18 protein-coding genes and 1 pseudogene are annotated in these 17,559 nt (G+C 33.6%); 8 read left to right on the forward strand and 11 right to left on the reverse strand.

All coding sequences use genetic code 11. The features are described from left to right. Positions 1–75: 75 nt before the first annotated feature. Entirely contained in the window at positions 76–1,101 is a 1,026-nt protein-coding gene (locus F555_RS0107945; RefSeq protein ID WP_018154692.1) for an AI-2E family transporter, read from the reverse strand. 93 nt (positions 1,102–1,194) lie between these two features. On the opposite strand from F555_RS0107945, the gene F555_RS0107950 reads away from it, so the two are divergent. After that, positions 1,195–3,066, forward strand: a complete 1,872-nt coding sequence (locus tag F555_RS0107950) for an aldehyde ferredoxin oxidoreductase C-terminal domain-containing protein (protein WP_018154693.1) — start codon at positions 1,195–1,197, stop codon at positions 3,064–3,066. A 78-nt stretch (positions 3,067–3,144) separates the two neighbouring features. On the opposite strand, the gene F555_RS0107955 is transcribed toward F555_RS0107950, so the two are convergent. The 4 genes from F555_RS0107955 to F555_RS0107970 form a co-directional block, all read right to left on the reverse strand. Next, positions 3,145–3,339: a 50S ribosomal protein L24e gene (locus F555_RS0107955; RefSeq protein ID WP_018154694.1), complete on the reverse strand. Its 195-nt coding sequence runs from the start codon at positions 3,337–3,339 to the stop codon at positions 3,145–3,147. 75 nt (positions 3,340–3,414) lie between these two features. Continuing rightward, positions 3,415–3,642, reverse strand: coding sequence for a 30S ribosomal protein S28e (locus F555_RS0107960; RefSeq protein WP_018154695.1), 228 nt, complete (start codon positions 3,640–3,642; stop codon positions 3,415–3,417). Between the two features lie 54 nt (positions 3,643–3,696). Beyond that, positions 3,697–4,050 carry a 50S ribosomal protein L7Ae gene (gene rpl7ae, locus F555_RS0107965; RefSeq protein ID WP_026183015.1) on the reverse strand — a complete coding sequence of 118 codons (354 nt, stop codon included), beginning with the start codon at positions 4,048–4,050 and terminating at the stop codon, positions 3,697–3,699. A gap of 354 nt (positions 4,051–4,404) precedes the next feature. Further along, the gene (locus tag F555_RS0107970) at positions 4,405–5,379 is read right to left on the reverse strand and encodes a methanogenesis marker 12 protein (protein WP_018154697.1); all 975 of its coding nucleotides are present in this window, start codon (positions 5,377–5,379) and stop codon (positions 4,405–4,407) included. Between the two features lie 385 nt (positions 5,380–5,764). On the opposite strand from F555_RS0107970, the gene F555_RS0107975 reads away from it, so the two are divergent. Continuing rightward, entirely contained in the window at positions 5,765–6,781 is a 1,017-nt protein-coding gene (locus tag F555_RS0107975; RefSeq protein WP_018154698.1) for a DUF354 domain-containing protein, read from the forward strand. 49 nt (positions 6,782–6,830) lie between these two features. Here the strand turns inward: F555_RS0107975 and F555_RS0107980 are convergent, their stop codons facing one another. Then, positions 6,831–7,772, reverse strand: a complete 942-nt coding sequence (locus tag F555_RS0107980) for a malate dehydrogenase (RefSeq protein WP_018154699.1) — start codon at positions 7,770–7,772, stop codon at positions 6,831–6,833. A gap of 177 nt (positions 7,773–7,949) precedes the next feature. Here F555_RS0107980 and F555_RS0107985 point away from each other — a divergent pair, with 177 nt between their 5' ends. The 6 genes from F555_RS0107985 to F555_RS0108010 all read left to right on the forward strand — a co-directional run bounded on the left by F555_RS0107985 (position 7,950) and on the right by F555_RS0108010 (position 13,108). Continuing rightward, positions 7,950–8,156 carry a hypothetical protein gene (locus F555_RS0107985; protein WP_018154700.1) on the forward strand — a complete coding sequence of 69 codons (207 nt, stop codon included), beginning with the start codon at positions 7,950–7,952 and terminating at the stop codon, positions 8,154–8,156. Between the two features lie 210 nt (positions 8,157–8,366). Next, positions 8,367–9,644, forward strand: a complete 1,278-nt coding sequence (locus F555_RS0107990) for an ABC transporter substrate-binding protein (protein WP_018154701.1) — start codon at positions 8,367–8,369, stop codon at positions 9,642–9,644. A gap of 60 nt (positions 9,645–9,704) precedes the next feature. Beyond that, on the forward strand, positions 9,705–10,466 hold the full coding sequence (locus F555_RS0107995; RefSeq protein ID WP_018154702.1) for an ABC transporter ATP-binding protein: 762 nt from the start codon (positions 9,705–9,707) through the stop codon (positions 10,464–10,466). Beyond that, positions 10,459–11,184 carry a branched-chain amino acid ABC transporter ATP-binding protein gene (locus F555_RS0108000; protein WP_018154703.1) on the forward strand — a complete coding sequence of 242 codons (726 nt, stop codon included), beginning with the start codon at positions 10,459–10,461 and terminating at the stop codon, positions 11,182–11,184. The genes F555_RS0107995 and F555_RS0108000 overlap by 8 nt, the downstream gene beginning before the upstream one ends. A gap of 2 nt (positions 11,185–11,186) precedes the next feature. Beyond that, positions 11,187–12,104, forward strand: a complete 918-nt coding sequence (locus F555_RS0108005; protein WP_018154704.1) for a branched-chain amino acid ABC transporter permease — start codon at positions 11,187–11,189, stop codon at positions 12,102–12,104. Further along, positions 12,089–13,108, forward strand: a complete 1,020-nt coding sequence (locus F555_RS0108010; RefSeq protein ID WP_018154705.1) for a branched-chain amino acid ABC transporter permease — start codon at positions 12,089–12,091, stop codon at positions 13,106–13,108. The genes F555_RS0108005 and F555_RS0108010 overlap by 16 nt, the downstream gene beginning before the upstream one ends. A gap of 89 nt (positions 13,109–13,197) precedes the next feature. On the opposite strand, the gene F555_RS0108015 is transcribed toward F555_RS0108010, so the two are convergent. The 5 genes and pseudogenes from F555_RS0108015 to thiL form a co-directional block, all read right to left on the reverse strand. Continuing rightward, a complete protein-coding gene (locus F555_RS0108015; RefSeq protein WP_018154706.1) occupies positions 13,198–13,635 on the reverse strand; it encodes an archease in 438 nt (145 codons plus the stop codon). 24 nt (positions 13,636–13,659) lie between these two features. Next, a pseudogene (gene rtcA, locus F555_RS0108020) lies at positions 13,660–14,687 on the reverse strand (RNA 3'-terminal phosphate cyclase). Further along, positions 14,684–15,508, reverse strand: a complete 825-nt coding sequence (locus tag F555_RS0108025; protein WP_018154707.1) for an NOL1/NOP2/sun family putative RNA methylase — start codon at positions 15,506–15,508, stop codon at positions 14,684–14,686. The pseudogene rtcA and the gene F555_RS0108025 overlap by 4 nt, the downstream one beginning before the upstream one ends. 72 nt (positions 15,509–15,580) lie before the next feature. Continuing rightward, positions 15,581–16,063, reverse strand: a complete 483-nt coding sequence (gene artE, locus F555_RS0108030) for an archaeosortase family protein ArtE (protein ID WP_018154708.1) — start codon at positions 16,061–16,063, stop codon at positions 15,581–15,583. 32 nt (positions 16,064–16,095) lie between these two features. Next, a complete protein-coding gene (thiL, locus tag F555_RS0108035; protein WP_018154709.1) occupies positions 16,096–17,037 on the reverse strand; it encodes a thiamine-phosphate kinase in 942 nt (313 codons plus the stop codon). Positions 17,038–17,559 lie beyond the last annotated feature (522 nt).

Here is a 17,559-nt window from a genome sequence, read left to right on the forward strand (position 1 = left end):
CACATTTTATATTATACAACGGAATATTGAAGTTATTTGTTCAATACTTTATCTTGGTGTTTAGTCGTTCCACAATTATTTGCATGTTGTATTAACTTCAGGAACAACTGTGTTTTCGTATTTTTTTACTTTAAAAACTGCATCCAGAGCTCCGACAATCAATGGTCCAAGTGCAAACCCTCCAAGACCTAGGGTTAATGGACCTATTAAAAAGGCTATCAATATTAAAACAGGATGTACATCACTTTCTTTTTTAACCACCATAGGCCTTATTACAAAATCTGGCATTGTAGATAGAAAGATTACCCCAAATATAAATAGTTCGATAGCTTTTACAACCTCTCCAGTAATGAGGTAATAAATAGAAAACGGCACATAAACCGCCCATCCACCAACTATAGGTAATAAAGCAAATATGCCCGTTATTACCGCCAAGATAAAGGCATTTGGTATCCCAATTAGGTAATAACCAATACCAGAAATCATCCCAATAACTATGGATGTAAATGCATTTCCAATAAATAAGTGTCTGTAAGAATCGTTTAAATTATTCAAAAATACGGCAGTTTTTTGATAGTATGCTTGAGGAATGTTGGGCATAATTACATTTTTGAGTCTGTAACCATCTTTTAAGAAATAATAAGTCATGAAGAATATCATAGTTATTTTTATGATTATTTGTGGTAGGATGGATATTTGATTTAACATACTATTTATTGTAGGTTTTAAAATCTCCCATGTCTGAGATAAGATTATATTTATATTGGCTGCAATCCTCTCTTGAAGACCAAAATAATCAAATAACTCAACAATGTCATTTAATATCTTGTTTACATCCAAATCCAGTAGAAACAAAAGTAAAGATTTTAGGACCATCAATCCCACAATTATGGTAGGTATTGTAAATACCAACAAACATGTTAATGCAGACAAGGATTTTCCTAAATATGGTTTAAGTCTGTCATATATGGGTTTTGCCATGTATGCAAATGCACATGAGAATGCCAATGCATCTATAAACGGCCAAATCATGTAAATTGAGGATAAAAACACAATTAAAACAAAAATTCTCATTATTACTCTAAATTCATTACTGTTCATAGTAACCCCATCCTATTGTAAACACAAACTATGATAAATTAGAAATTCAATATAATTAGTTGTAAGTATCTAATAGTTTTGGAGGAAGACTATATGAATATTTTGATAGACGCGTCAAATAGGAAATATGAAGTGGTTGATAAAGAGCTCCTTACATTAAATTGGGGGATATATTGGCATGAAAAGTATGAAACTTGGAAGTACGATGTGTACGATGATAAAAATGTATTTTGCTTTGGTAAAGGTGTGCTTCCAGTTATTGGGGGCCATAGGTTAATATTTTCATTTAGATCCCCTCTCTGGAATGGGTTTCACTTCTCAGCAATGGGGGGTGCAGGATATACATTTAAAAATACAGGATTACAAAATGTGGCGATAATAGGTAGATGTGAAAAACCAAGCCTTCTAGTATTGGACGGGGAAGGAGATACTCTAAAAATAGATTTTTTAGAGGTAAAAGAGAATTTTGATAGCGTATATACATTAAGTGATTATGTATTGGAGTTATTCAAAGAAAAAGACTTTAGAGCATTTGTTGTAGGCCCTGCATCCATTAGGACAAATATGGGCGCAATATTTTCCCCAGTAGTTAGAAATGGAAGTTTTGCAGAAGGTTCAGAAGATTGGGCAGCTCGAGGTGGTGGAGGTTCTGTTCTTTACAGGGCACATAATATATTGGGGGTTGTATTTTACGGAAAGAAAGAAAAAGGGGAAGATAAAGAAAAAGGAAAAGATTTAAAACATATAGTTGAAGAGCACTACAAAAAACCATATACCAAGGTAATACTCGAAAATACTAAAAAATACCGATACAACGATGAGACAAAAACAGGTGGAACCTTTGGGAACAACTACCTTGTAACAATGGATTTAACACCGATATTTAACTGGAGGATGCCCTACATAAATAGGGAAATTAGATTGAAACTTCATAAAAAAATATTAAAATATTTCGTCAATAGATTTAACGAAGAAGCCATAGAAACAAAAAATTGGACCAACTGTGGAGAACCATGTCCAGTATTGTGTAAAAAGTACAGAAAAGGGCTGCATGTTGATTACGAACCTTATGAAGCAAACGGGCCTTCTATAGGGGTATTTGATATTTATGCTGCAGATAAAGTTGTACATACTGTAGATTCACTTGGATTCGATGCTATAGAATTTGGAAACCTTTGTTCTTGGGTATTTGAACTTCTCGATGTCGGAATGCTAAAACCTGAAGAAGTGGGAATAGAAAAGCCAATTTTCAATGTTATGGATTTTGAGGATGATGAAGATATTTTAAAGAACTCAAATCACAATGCAGAACAGGCTGTAAAGTTAGCCAATATTATAGCTTTCCATGAAAATGAAATTGGAACCATATTATCGCAGGGAATAAGAAGAGCTTCCAAAATATTTAACGAAAAATTCAAAGATAGAATAACAAATAAAAATTTCAGCGACTATGGGGTTTATGTACCATTTGGCGATAACGGACATATATCTCCAACAATGTACTGGTCTATTGGAAACTACATGCCTTACTTGATACAGGGGAAATATTTAACCTACTATCAATGCGGTGTATTCTTGGAACCTGAAGAACTGGCGGAGCTCAGTGTTAAAAGTGCCATTGAAGAAATAACATTGGAAAACCTCGGGGTTTGTAGATTCCATAGAAAATGGCTCTATCCAGTGGCTGAAGCACTATTCAAAGAAGTTAGTGATATAGATTTAAAGGCTGCAACAGATCAGCTCTTTAAAGAAATCTGCAAATACGATAAGAATTTGGGATATCCTACAATGGAAAGTGAAAGAGTTAAAGAATTGATAATGGACGGAGCCTATGAGTTTGATAATGAAAAATGGGCTGAAGAGTTTGAAAAAGGAAACTTTGATGGATACATTAAAAGGGTGTTGGACAGATATAGTGAGCTCCTTGGGATTGACTGGAGAATTGATAAAACTTATAAAAAATAACTGAATTTTTTAATTTTTTAAATTAATATAAAAGAAAGAAAAAAAGTAAAATATAGGAATTTAATTTTATTTTATTTATTATTTATTTTTACTAGCTTTTAATTTGTGGTACAAAGGTGTCCATTTTAATCTTCTTGCAACTCTTTTAAGTTTGAAGTTCTTTTCACATTTTGATGAACAGAAGTACATTACTGAACCGTCCCTTTTTATGTATTTTTTACCGGTACCTGGTTCAATTTTTCCGTCACAAAAGCTACATGTTTTCCATTCCATAATATAACCTCCCTATGCGGGATTCTTCTTTTACTTGAAACTTTTATGCAACAAAGTTGCACGAACCGGTTTCAATTATCTTCTTTTACCTAATGGTTTAGCTTCTCTTTCTGTTTCTCTTAACATTACAATGTCCCCAACTTTGATAGGACCTTTTATGTTTCTTGTTAAAATTCTTCCTGTATCTCTTCCACCTAAGATCTTACATCTTACCTGGAAAATTTCTCCTGTCACACCAGTTCTTCCAATTACTTGGAGAACTTCTGCAGCGACAGCTTCCTTGTAGATCATGTCATCAGACATTTAATCACCTGTAACGCTCCATGATAATAAAATAAATATTTAGTAATTAATAAATTAAGCTTTTAAACCGTTTAATTTTTCAACTAATTCTTTTAATTCTTCTGCGTCGCCTTCAGCTACAACTGCAACTGCTGAAGTAGGTACTTCTAAACCAGCAGCTTTTCCTAAATCTTGTTTTGTTGAAATGTATGAGTAAGGTATTCCTTTTTCTTCGCAGATTACAGGTATGTGTGCTACGATTTCTTCTGGTTGTACGTCTTTAGCGATTACAACTAATTTTGCAATGTTTTTTTCAACCGCTTTTGTTACTTCGTTAGCACCTTTTTTAACTTTTTCTGCTTTTGAAATTACTTCAGCTGTTTTTTCTTCTATTTCTTGTGGTACATCAAATTTTACATAGATAGCCATAGTATGACCTCCTTCATCATCTAAAAAAATGTTTTTATCCGGATTTATGCCCACTCATATCATCATGGTTTCGAAGCCATTCTAAAACTGAAATAGAATTTAGAATGACTTCATTAAAAGAGTGGTACATTCGATATATTGGAAAGGAGTATATATTAGTTTTGGTTGTAAGGTACTTTAACAATGATGATTGATATAAATATATACATAAATTAAAAAATATTAAAGTTCAACTTCTATTCCCAATATATCTTTTTTTCCCTTTAAAACATCTTCAGCAATCATCGCACTGCAACGACGCATCGTTGCATCGTGCACTAATACTTCCTCGCTACACTCGGAAGTATAAATTAATTAAAGTTCTACGCCTATTCCCAATATATCCTTTTTTCCATTTAATACATCTTCAGCAATCATCGCACTTCCAATAGCTGCACTTTCCCCCTCTAAAACAAAAATATTCCCGTCTATATGCTCTTTTATCATTTCAGACACATTTGGATTCTTCCAGGTACCTATGGACCCAGCTAAAACAATATTTTTACCTTCGTTTAAAAACATCAGTGAATTTATTTCCATAGAAACACTTAAAACAAGCGAATCTACGGCCAACTTACATTTATTATCTTTTTCGTAGTTGTTCATTATTTTAGCTTTTGTATCCTCCACGCCACTGTACATGTTTGTAATTTTAACTACCCCAGCTTTTGAAAAGGCTTCATTTGCAGTTATTTCTCCAGAATCTATTTTTCTAATTAGTTCTAAATCCAAAGGTCCATGAAGAATACCTACTGCACCTATGCAGGCATCGAACCCGCCAAATATTTTTTCGTTTTTAATAAGCAGAGTAACAGTATTTGAAGAAATATCGGACAGTATAAAATTTTTTAAATTAAATGTCTTATGGGCATTGTATGCTATGGATATTTTTTCAGGGGAAGCGATATGGGAATACAGAGCTCTGAATCTTTCATCCAAACATTCGCTATTCTTATGTAATCCAGGAATTACAATTGAGGGAATTTTTGAAGCTTTTATCTCTTCGTAAACTTTGGTTCCACCCCCTATTTTCTCACCAATTCCTTCAATATTTATTACTCCCCTGTTTTCTACTTTTTCTATTGGTAAGATTTTATTTATTCCATCACCCATTGAATAACAAACGCCAATTAAATCGATATCCTTTAAATCCACATGGTTACTTAACTCCGACAAAAAGGATTTGTTTTTTAGCTCAGTTCTCCTCATTTTGAAGATCGTGTTGTTGTTTTCTTCTCTTATACATGCCGTTATCCCTGAAGTACCGTGATCAATTCCTACGGTTATCATAAGTTCATCTCCAATTCTTAATATATTAGTTGTATAATTGTTCTGCAAAAATAACACTTAACAAACTTCAAATTTAAATTTAACTAAAACAGTCATAACATAACGGTCATATATAATCATCTATAATTTGCTGGATGATATAGCAGTCAAGGTTAACTGATTAGGTAAAAAATGGAAACTTTATATATAAAACAATACTACTCTATTAAGAACTTTTCATGTGGATGATATCAACAGTATATTATTTATTGAGGATGAGTATTGTTTAATTATTTCTTTATTTTACCATTACTGATGGTTGATAAAGTTCCATAGGATTTGCACAATTCCTGTGACCATGGTTGCAGTGGATATGCTGACCTTCACTACGTTCAGGTGATTGTATATGGATGTTTGGATAGATCTCACAAATTCCCCCCATGTTCATTATTTTTCACAGCTTATAGAGAGATTTGAAAAGGAAGGGATTGAATATTTAATAACAGCTAGAAAATTTCAAAATTTAGAGGAATTAATAAAGCTTTATGGTTATGAATATACTTCAATCGGGATTCATGGGGGAAGCTTAAAGGAAAAACTTATAAATTCTGCAAAACGGGTGATAAATCTCACAAAGATTTTAGAAAGGGAAAAACCAAAGGTGGCTATTGCAAAACATTCTGTAGAGCTCCCGAGAGTTGCATTTGGATTGGGAATTCCAAGTATTTTTATTGTAGATAATGAACATGCAGATGCCCAAAATAGGTTGACACTGCCCCTCTCAACTGAAATTATATCGCCATTGGGAACGAAAAAAAACCTCCTAAGAAAGCAAGGAGGGAGAAAATTTCTTACATTTGACGGCACCTGTGAAGTGGCAAATGTAAATTCAAGATTGGGTTCAGTATTTCCAATAGATAATGAAATAATAGATAAGCTGGGATTGGACAAAAACTTACCAACTATAGTTATGAGGGCCAGACCAAATTCCTCATATTGCAATGGAAAAAAGGACATACTGCCCAAAATTATCGAAATATTGAATAAAAAAATAGACTGTAATATTGTAGCTTTTCCAAGAAGTGAAAAAGAAAAAGAAAAGTATGTTTCTTTAAATGTCACTGTTCCAAACACGATTGATGCAATTTCACTATTATACCATGCCGACGCTATGATAGGTGCTGGAGGTACTATGAATAGAGAAGCTGCTGTTTTAGGGGTTCCAACAATTTCATGTTATCCTGAAAACTTACTTGGTGTGGATAGATATCTAATAAAAAAAGGCAGGATGATTCATACAAGATCAGCTACTAAAATAGTTAATTATGTTCTTGAAAACATTGGAAAGAGAAATAACGGCATAGTATTGGAAGATCCTACAGAACTAATGTTCCAGAAGGTCTGCGAATATTTAAAACAGTAAAAAATGTTTAAATCATATAATTAGTGATTAGTAAAATATATAGCTATAACTATATTTTTTCCACCTTTTTGCAGTACTCCTTTATCGTGTTAACTGAGTGCATGAACATTTCAAGTTCCTTATTACTTATTTTTATTGGAACTACTTCCTCAATACCTTTTCTACCTACCTTTACAGGTACTCCAATACATATTCCATTTATGCCGTCTATCTCACCATCAACATAGGCGGATAATGTTAAAAGTCTCTTCTCATCATTTGCTATACATTTAACTATGTTAACAATGGCAGAAGCTGGGCCGTATTCAGAACCGTTTTTCAAATCAATGATTTTTTTACCGCAGTTTTTAACGGCATCTATGACTTTTTCGTATGGGAAGTTTTCAAAGTTTGGGAGCCTACATATTGGAATTCCCCCAATTGCGGTGGCACTCAATAGTGGGACCATAGTGTCTCCATGTTCGCCTATAATCCTAGTTCTTACATCACCAATATGGACTCCAAAAAACTTGGCAATTGCTACCTTGAATCTCATAGAGTCTAAGTGAGTTCCTAAGCCAAAAACCTGATTTTTTTCATAACCACTTTCAATTAAAGCTTTGTAAGTCATTACATCTACAGGGTTTGTAATAACAAATAGTTTTGTATCGCAGACTTTTGAAATGCTTCTAGAATAGTTTTTAACTATCTCAGCATTTTTTTTAGCTAAATCTAATCTCGACATGTTTCCGTTTCTTGGAATACCTGAGGTTAAAATAGTAATCTCGCTTCCTTCCACAACTGACATGTCGCTATCGTCGTGAACCTCAATATCGGCGTCTGTACCAGACGCCGCAAGGGCATCGTAAATATCCATTTTAATTCCTTCAAGTTTGCTCAACGATTTACTTCTTGATATCATGTTAATATGGTTTATATAGGGTTCTTTTGCGAGTAAGTATGATAAAACAGACCCGATCTTTCCAGACGCCCCTATTATCGATACCTTCATAATCTCACCTAATATAACTAAATCTCACGTAAAAAGCTATTTCATATATTGTGGTTTGTGTTTATATATCTAACTTTGTTTATGTATGGCAAATATTAAACTAGATGATAAATTATATATATGATAATACTTAATTATAATTTATTATTACTTACGTATGCATATTATGGTGATAGTATGAATAACTTATTTAAAGATATGGATGAAACAGATAGGATTGCTATAAAGTTACTTGTTAAGGCACCGTTGATGTCAAAAGAAGAAATGAATAGTACAATAAGTTATTTAAAGAAAATAGCTAGGGAGAAGGATCGAAATAAAAAAGTAAATGAAGTTTTAGATTATTGGGCCAATAAGGCCTATTTAATTTCTATGAAATCATAAATAACTAAAAATTTTTATTTTTTTTTAATTATTCATATTATATTTATTAAAGTTATTATTAATCCATTTTTCTATATATTCCAAAATATCATATTTTTAGGGAGTTTGGGGTTTTTAACGTACATATTATGGGAAAATATATAGTTATAGATATTAAATTAATATCGGAAGGTAAATTCCGCCTATTATTAACTATATGGGTGATAAAAAATGTGGAAGAAGGTTCTATCCATAGGACTTTTAATATTGGTCGTTCTAAGTGCCGGGTGTGTCGGTGAAGGAACAGGAGAAACTGGAACCTCACAAGAAAATGTTATTAAGATAGGTGTAGTTGCAGATCTCTCAGGACCTCTCTCATACACTGGAGTAAGTGTTAAAAATAACCTGGAAATTGCAAAAGAAGACATAAATAACTACTTTAAAAAAGAGGGACTACCTTATCAGGTAGAACTTTATGTTGAAGATACTAGAACTGATCCAAAGATAGCACTGGAAAAAATTCAAACTTTGAAAAGTAAGGGCGTAAATGTCATAATCGGACCAACTTCTAGTGGTGAAGTTAAAAACATAAGAAGTTTTACAGAATCTAATAAAATAATAGCTATTTCACCATCATCAACTGCTGCTCCACCTTTGATAGGTGTCACAAGCCCTAATCAAAAAAAGTATTTGTTTAGATTTGTTGCGAGTGATGATCTTCAAGGGCAAGCAATAGCTGGTGAAGTATCAAGTCTCAACTTAAAACATGTTGTTATAATATATAGGGGAGATGCATGGGGTAAAGGTCTTTCAAATGAGATAAAGAAAAATCTTCCAGATGCAGGCGTTACCCTTGAAGAATCAATTGAATATCCAAGTAACCCATCACCATCAGACTGGTCACCATACCTAAGTAAAGTTGAAAGTGAAGTTAAAACATTAAGTGATCAATATGGTAAAGAGAATGTTGGGGTAATTGCAGTAGGATTCAAAGAATTAGCTACAATGTTCTCACAAATACCTGATGACTCATTCCTTTGGGAAGTTAAATGGGTTGGTTCAGATGGAACCGTTAAAAGTGATAAATTAGAAGAATTAAAAGACAGATTATCAAGAGTTGGATTCTGGAGTACCATATTTGAATCATTTGGTCCAGATGCAGAAAAAGTTAAGGAAAAATATGCTCAAAAATTCGGGGGTTCCCCAGATGCGTATGGGTTAATATCCTATGATGCATTGTGGGTTGCCAGTTTAGCCCAAGCCGAAGTTATCCAAGAAAATGGAAAATACGATCCAGATTTAATGGTCGTAAAAATGAAAGAAGTCATTGATAAATACAACAAAGGGGAGTATGGCCAAAAACCAGTAACTGGCGATATAACACTTAATAAATTCAATGACAGGGCAAGCGGTGACTATGCAATATATAAAGTTACTAAAAATGGATGGGAAAAGGTAGGAGTCTGGAAATTTGATACCAAGACTGTTGAATGGATTGAAAATCCATAATTATCCCATATTTTTTAATTTTATTTGATATGATTTTAATTTCTATTTTGGAGGTGTATTATGACTTTACTCGAGACAAGGAACCTCTCCAAGTATTTTGACGGTTTAAAAGCTCTTGATAACACAAATATAACGGTGGATGAGGGAGCTCTTACACTTATAATAGGACCAAATGGGAGTGGTAAATCTACGTTTATTAATGTTGTTTCTGGTTTTTTAAAAGCTGATGAAGGTAATGTATTGTTTGAAGGTAGGGATATAACAAATAAAGAACCAAATGAAATATACGACTATGGGGTGATTAGGACCTTTCAAAATCCCAATCCCTTAAAATCCATGACAATTTTGGAGAATCTTCTAATAGCTGAGAGACATCGTGGCGAGGACATCGTGAATAGTTTAATTTACAAAAAATGGTTAGATCAAGAGGAAGAATTGGTTGAACGGGCATTTAACACTTTGGAATTCCTTAAACTTGATCATCTATGGGATAAACCTGCTGGATCACTTAGTGGGGGGCAGATGAAGCTATTAGAGATTGGGAGGGCGTTAATGACAAATCCAAAATTAATAATAATGGATGAACCTATTGCAGGGGTTGCTCCTGGTTTAGCTCATGAGATATTTAGTCATTTAATCGACCTTAAAAAGAGAGGAATTTCGCTTTTAATAGTTGAACACAGGTTGGATATTGTTTTGCAGTATATAGATCATCTTTATGTTATGTTCAATGGGCGTGTAATAGCCGAAGGTAAGGGCAAAGAAGAAATTGAAAATGTATTAACAGATCCTGAGGTTGTGGAGGTGTATCTCGGTGATTAGGACAGAGAAACTCAGCGCAGGTTATGACAAATTACAGATACTTTTCGACGTCGATGTTAAAGCTGAGAAGGGGAAAATCACCACTATAGTGGGACCAAATGGAAGTGGTAAGTCCACATTTCTTAAAACAGTTTTTGGATTAACGACAATATATTCTGGAAAGATATATTTGGAAGATAATGAGATAACGAACGTCCCTCCACACGGGAAAACAAAATTTGGTATGGCATATCTTCCCCAGACCAACAATGTATTTACAAACTTGACTATTAAGGAGAATCTTGAGATAGCAGGCTATATCCTGAACAAGGATAAGACAAAGGAAGGAATAGAGTTTGCATTAAGCGTATTTCCCGAACTTAAAGATTTACTCAATAGAAAAGCCGGTACTCTTAGTGGGGGGCAGAGACAGTTTTTAGCCATGGCCACAGCTTTGGTAAGAGAAACCAAAGTTCTGATGCTAGATGAACCAACTGCTCAGCTCTCTCCAAAACTCGCTGATGTAATATTTAACAAAATACTCGAGCTCAGGGACGAGCATAATATGGCGATATTATTGGTTGAACAAAATGCAAAAAAAGCCCTTGAAATAAGCGACAAGGGATATATGTTTGTAAGTGGAAGTGTGGCTTACGAAGGTCCTGCAAAGGAGCTACTTGAGCATGAAAAATTCCAGAGTTATTTCTTAGGGCTTGTTAATGAAGAGAAAGGTGATTAAATATGGGAGTTCTTGAAGGTGCCTTGGTGTGGTCAAATCTTATTGTGTTACTTAGTCTTGGGCTGACATTGACATACATAACAACGGCAGTTCCAAATTTTGCACAGGCTTCATTTGCCATTGTAGGTTCTTATGTTGCATTGGCATTGCTGAGATCTTTGGGTTTGCATCCCTACCTTTCTGTCCCGTTAACATTCATAATTGGAGGAATAGTCGGGATATTAACATACGTTGTTGTTTTAAAACCTCTTGTTAAGAAGAAGGCATCAATTGAAATGTTAATGATAGCCACTCTTGCCTGGGATTTAATACTCTTTGGTTTTGTGGGGGCATTTTCAGAAACATTAGGTAGTATAACAAAAAGGACAGAGACTTTATTCGTATTTACAAACATTGATTTTGAAATCGGAGGGCTCTCTGGAAGATTTATAGTATCCACTCTTGCAGTAATTTTGACTCTTGTTGGATTGTATATTCTACTCTATAAAACCAAATTTGGTATTGCATTAAGGGCGTCAATGGAAAATCCTGCCTTAGCAGAGACAATGGGTATAAACGTTGAAAATACGAGATTGTTCTCATGGTTTCTTTCAGGAGCTCTGGCTGGAATGGCTGGTTCTTTATTGCCGTTCCTTCAGGAAATAGTACCTCAAACCGGTAGTTTGGTTATAGTGTCAGTATTTGCTGCAAGTATTGTAGGGGGATTACAAAACATTGTTGGAGCTCTTGTTGGAGGTTATGTTGTAGGACTTTCAGAGTCTTTAGTAACATACCAGCTCTCAAACATATTTGGTCCAGGAGTCTTAGTATATAATAAGGTAGTATCCCTCTTGATGATGATAATTGTTATATTATTAATGCTTGAGGGGATTACGGGAACTAAATTGTGGAGGAGGTTAGAAAGATGGTTGAACTTATAATTTTAATGCTATTCCTCTTTGGGGTATATCTCATAGTTTCACTTAGTCTTAACTTGGAGTTTGGATATGCAGGAATACCGAACTTTGGAAGGGCGTTAGCTGTTTTAGTAGGGGCTATAACTGTCGGAGGAATACTGAACAGACTTTTAATATGGTATTATGGCATTCCTGGAGACCTTGTATCTGCAAGTGGTGAAGCATGCTATAAAATAACTGAAGTGATTGCAAACGATCCTATTGTAGGTCTTGGAATACTGGTGCTTTCCATAGTCATAGCCATGGTCCTGAGCTCGATAGTGGGGGCCATATTCATACTTCCAAGTTCAAAACTCAAAGGCGATTACCTTGGTGTTACACTCTTAGCAATTAGCGAAGTTGCCTTCTTCTTTACCTACTACAACACCAGCATTATGGGAGGCTACTATGGAGTTTCTGCTCCAGACATACTTGCATTTGCAGCAGGTGGAGATAGAACACTTTACTTTACCATTTTAACATTAGTTATCGCATTTTTGGTATATTTGCTTAGTGAAAGGCTGTTAAATACACCATACGGAAGGCTTCTAAGGGCCCATAGAGAAAATGAAGATATTGTGAAAGCTTTTGGTAGAGACATAATGAAAATTAGAATTAAATCTGTTGCAGTAGGTTCTGCTATTGCAGCTATTGCAGGTGTTTTGTATGCATTCTACTCCTCAAACGTTATTGGCAATGCATTTACAAGAGTAGAATGGACATTTTTCCCTTTCCTAATTGTGCTCCTTGGAGGCAGAGGTAACAACAAAGGGATAATATTGGGAACCATCATATTCGTAATGGTCAGGGTATTGCTTGAAACTTATAAATTTGAACTTAGGCATATTCTAAACCTACCATTCGAGGCCGTATGGCTGGAGTATGTGTTCTTTGGAGTATTGGCTTTGCTTGTGCTGTTCTATAAGTCCGAGGGACTTCTTAAAGAGAAGCCGATAATGACTGAACCGATAAAAAATCTAAGAAAGTAAAAAAATAAAGAGATAAATAAAGAAAATAAATAAAGAGAATAAAAAATGAAGATAGAATAAAAATAAACTTCAGGAGAATGCGGACAAGGTTATAAATCAACGATATATCTTATAATCCATTCTTCATTCTCCTGTTTAATCTCCATTTTATGATATGTTATGGCCTTAACTTCTTCTTTAGGTTCGTGTTTTTCTTTGTTTAACTCTTCCCCGTATGCAGTACATTTTAGTATATATTTCTTAGGTTCTTCGTTTGATGTACTATTTTCTTTTATGGAAACTTCAAAATCAGAGAAAATTAAAAACTCACTATCGTGTATTATCAGTAATTCAGTTAAGAAATCGTATAAAAGTCCAAGTAAATCCTCTGAAGTTACTTCAAATTCCCTTTCTTCTTTTTTATCTATGGTATTTATATCCACCATTAAATTAAATAGTCCCTTGGCAGCATTTTTAAAAGCTTCTTCTAAAGACTTCCCTTTTGCAATTATCCCTATATCTGCCATAGTTTCAAAGTATTCAAACATTCTTTCACCACTAATTTAATAATATTATCCATCCAGTCCTATTAAAAATCCATTACAAATTCCTCTGGAGTATTCTTCAATCTTAAATTTACATCTAAAAATTTTTCAACTACATAGATGTTGGTTAAAGTATGATGTGTTATTTCAGATACTCCGACTGTGGATTTTGAATAATATAGAAATGGAATTATCTGGTCCCCCATATATTTGTCAAGAGCCATGCCTGTTTTTAGTTCATTGATTAAGTTTTCAGCCGCCATTTTTCCAACAGTTTCCGATCTTAATCCCCTTTCTCCCAATACATCTGTACCTAAGGTATCACACCACAGAGATATTCCAACTCCTGTGGAGCTCCCATTTGTATTTTCTATCTTAATGTTTGGTATGTAGTTGTTTTTCATTAAAACATCTATTGCAGATTTTCTTATTCTTCGTGGAATATCCTCACTTAGATTTTGATTGAAAACTATTCCTTCAACTTTTTTAACATTAGTTCCTCTATGTTCCACTAAATTAATAGGCTTTAAATCTGAAGGTTTTAAGGTTAGTTTAACTTTCCCGCCACCTTCTGGATAAAAACCTCTTTTAATTATTTCAATATCTCCGCGATAACCCATAAATCCTAAAACCTTTAAAGTAACGTTCTTAATGTAATCAATTGGTGGTGAATATTTTACATTAGTTCCTCCAATTATTGTTATTTCAACGGTTTTATCGATAAACATTGCCATAGGTAAGAGTGTTTGAATTACAAGGGAAACACTACCTGCAGTTCCAACATTTATTTCAAAATTTTTTGGTACTATCTTATTTGGGTAGAATGTGATTTCTTCGGAGCCTACCTCCAAACCATCAACTTTTCCATTGCATAGTTTTTTAATGGCTTTAACACAGGTTACATGCTGGTGTGCAAGACCTTTATTTCTTCTTTTTTTTCTTATGTTGGTGATTTTTACAGGTTTTTGAGTTATTGCAGAAAGAGATATTGAAGTCCTTATGATTTGGCCACCGCCTTCAAGGTAACTCCCATCTATTTCTATAATTTCTGTCATACTTTCACGTTATTATCATCCGTATTTTCTATTTTTCTCAATTTTGCAATGAAAAATGGTTCATTTGGGGGAACTACTCTTAAGGTACCTTCTATCTGACCTTCAACTACATTTATGCCTTTAAACATATCGCTTTTAATTTCAACCAATTCAATATCATCTCTGGTTTTTAGTAAATACTCAATTACTTTTTCGTTTTCCTCAACTTCTGAAGAGCAGGTACTATATACCAATATACCGTTTTCCTTTAGTAAATCTACTGCTGCTGTTATGAGCTCCTTCTGCCGGTTTGAGCAAAATCTAATATCGCTTCTAGTGGCAACCCTATGTTTGTCTTTTATAATGTTTCCAGTACAGGGTGCATCTAAAAGTATTTTATCAAATTCTAAACCATAGTCATTGAGTCCTAAAGCGTTCATATTTAAGAGTATGGTGTTTGTAATACCTAATCTATTTATATTTGACCTTAAACTCTTTATTCGGTGTTTGTTTATCTCAACTGCAACAACTACTCCTTTGTCCCCCATTATTTGAGATAGGTGGGTAGTTTTACCACCTGGTGCCGCACACATGTCTAAAACTAGGTCGTTTTTTGAAGGATTTAGAACTACAGGAGGTATCATGGAAGATATACTCTGAAGAAAGTAATATCCAAAGAGATACTCTGGGGTAGCCCCTACTGAGAATGGAGATTTTAAAACGTTAAATGCGTAATCTAAAAAAGTCTCCTCTAACTGTACTCCTTTATTCTCAAGCCTTTTTTTCAAATCTTCAGGAGGTATTTTCAGGGTGTTTACTCTTATAAATTGTAAATCTGTCAAGTTAACCACCAAAATCTAAAATTTTACCATATTATTTATCTTATTTATCTTCTTATTGTACTACTATTCATATCATTTATTCTTCATTTTATTTTGAATATCAAACCAAATCAAAGTAGCAATAACTGATATTACTGGAACATCAATATAACTGACCAAATCATGAAATAATATTGGATTTCCATACTTGTTGGATAATATTCCAATTAAAGCTATCCTAATTACATTCCCAAAATATATAAAAATTACACCAAACAAAGTTCCAATAAAATATTCCTTTACATTTTTTCCAGTAATAAATACAACTGCCAGGTATATCGATATTGAAGTTATCCCAGTACAGCCTTCAATGACTTCTATAGAAAGGTTGGGAAGGTATATAATATTATCCTTTAAACTGCACTCTTCAAAAATTTTTATAACAATATAACTATTAAATGCAATATATCTTTTTAGTATCCCTTCCAAAGGTTTTAAAATTAGATATATTATGGGAGATAGTATTAAAAACTTTAGAATTATGCCAAATCCTTTTTTTAATTCTTTTTTGTTCATGGTATAACCAATTATGGATAATAACTAACAGTTTACCAAGAATGTAAGTATCCTTTAAATTCAAATTCCCTATCATCGATATAATGTCCATCTTCAATTACTTTACCAATTTTTACCACGTTTAGATTTTTAATTCCTTTAACTTTAGAATATTCTTCAGTGGTAAAGAGTAATTCAAATTCTTCTCCACTGTTCAATGCAGTTTCTATTGGATCCAAATTAAATCTCTCACAGAATTCAACAACATCATTTGGAACAGCATCCATGAGCTCCTTTGAGCTCAATTCAAAACAGCCAATATATGAAAGATCTTTTGAAAGTCCATCTGAAATATCGCAGCAGGAATTAATAAGTTTGTTTATAATAATTCCTTCTTTAACCCTTGCCCTTGGCTCACACAATTTTTTCATGATTTCAGGGTATTCCTCCAAAAGATTTTCAAAACGACTTTTACTTATTATTTCTTTATCCTTCATTTCAAGAATCTTTAAGGCACAATAAACCCTTCCAACGTCATTTGTTAAGCAGATACTGTCCCCAACTTTTCCCCCTCTATAAATAGGATTGTCGGTTATTCCAAATGCAGTTCCACAGAGTGTTAATTCCTTTGATTTGTTTGTATCTCCGCCAACAATGGGACATTCATATTCTTTTGCAATAAAATCCATTCCTTTAGTTAATTCCTCTACAAAACTACTTTTTGGATTATTAAAGCCCATTGAAATTACAATTCCCAAAGGTTTTGCACACATGGCCGCAATATCTGAAACATTTGCAGTAATTACCCTCATACCGATTTGAAATGGCGTTAATATGTCTGGAAAATGGGTGGATTTAAACATCATATCTGTAGTTATAGTTAAATATTGATCCCCCAGTTTAAAAACTGCGCAGTCGTCTCCAATAGTTTTTATAGCATTTCCTTTGTATATTATGTTTTTGGAGATGGTTTTTATTATATCCAGTTCGTTCATAGATTCACCTTTTAGAAAAATATGCATCTGAGTATAGATAAGGCATCTAGCGGATGCAACTAGTCCGTTGTTTTGAGATGGTTTTTATTATATCCAGTTCGTTCAGATTCATCGCCAAGTTGAAACCAATATTATATATACTACTTTTAAATAATTAAGTTATGGTGGATGATGATCGGAGTAGCTTCTGACTGATGATGAAAGATGGGCGAGCTGACACCACTTTTCTTTTTTTAAGAATTAGTTTTAAAAAATGGACAGATCGAATATAACTTATGATAATCATTTTTCTATTTTATCATGGATTTATCGACAGGAAGCCACGACTTCCCGGAACATAGTTCTACTGGCCGAAAACCTAAGATCGAACAGTTATTATTTTATTTGAGATGCTGAATTTACATCAGTGTTCTTTAATAGGAAACTTTGAAAAATTCGTTAGTTTTGAACGCAATCGTGGGGCAGTACTCAACCATGTAATTTTATAACCCTAGTAAATATTAAATACTATAACAAGGGATA

The organism is Methanothermococcus thermolithotrophicus DSM 2095, from assembly GCF_000376965.1.
GTDB classification, from domain to species: Archaea; AGJL01; Methanococci; order Methanococcales; family Methanococcaceae; genus Methanothermococcus; species Methanothermococcus thermolithotrophicus.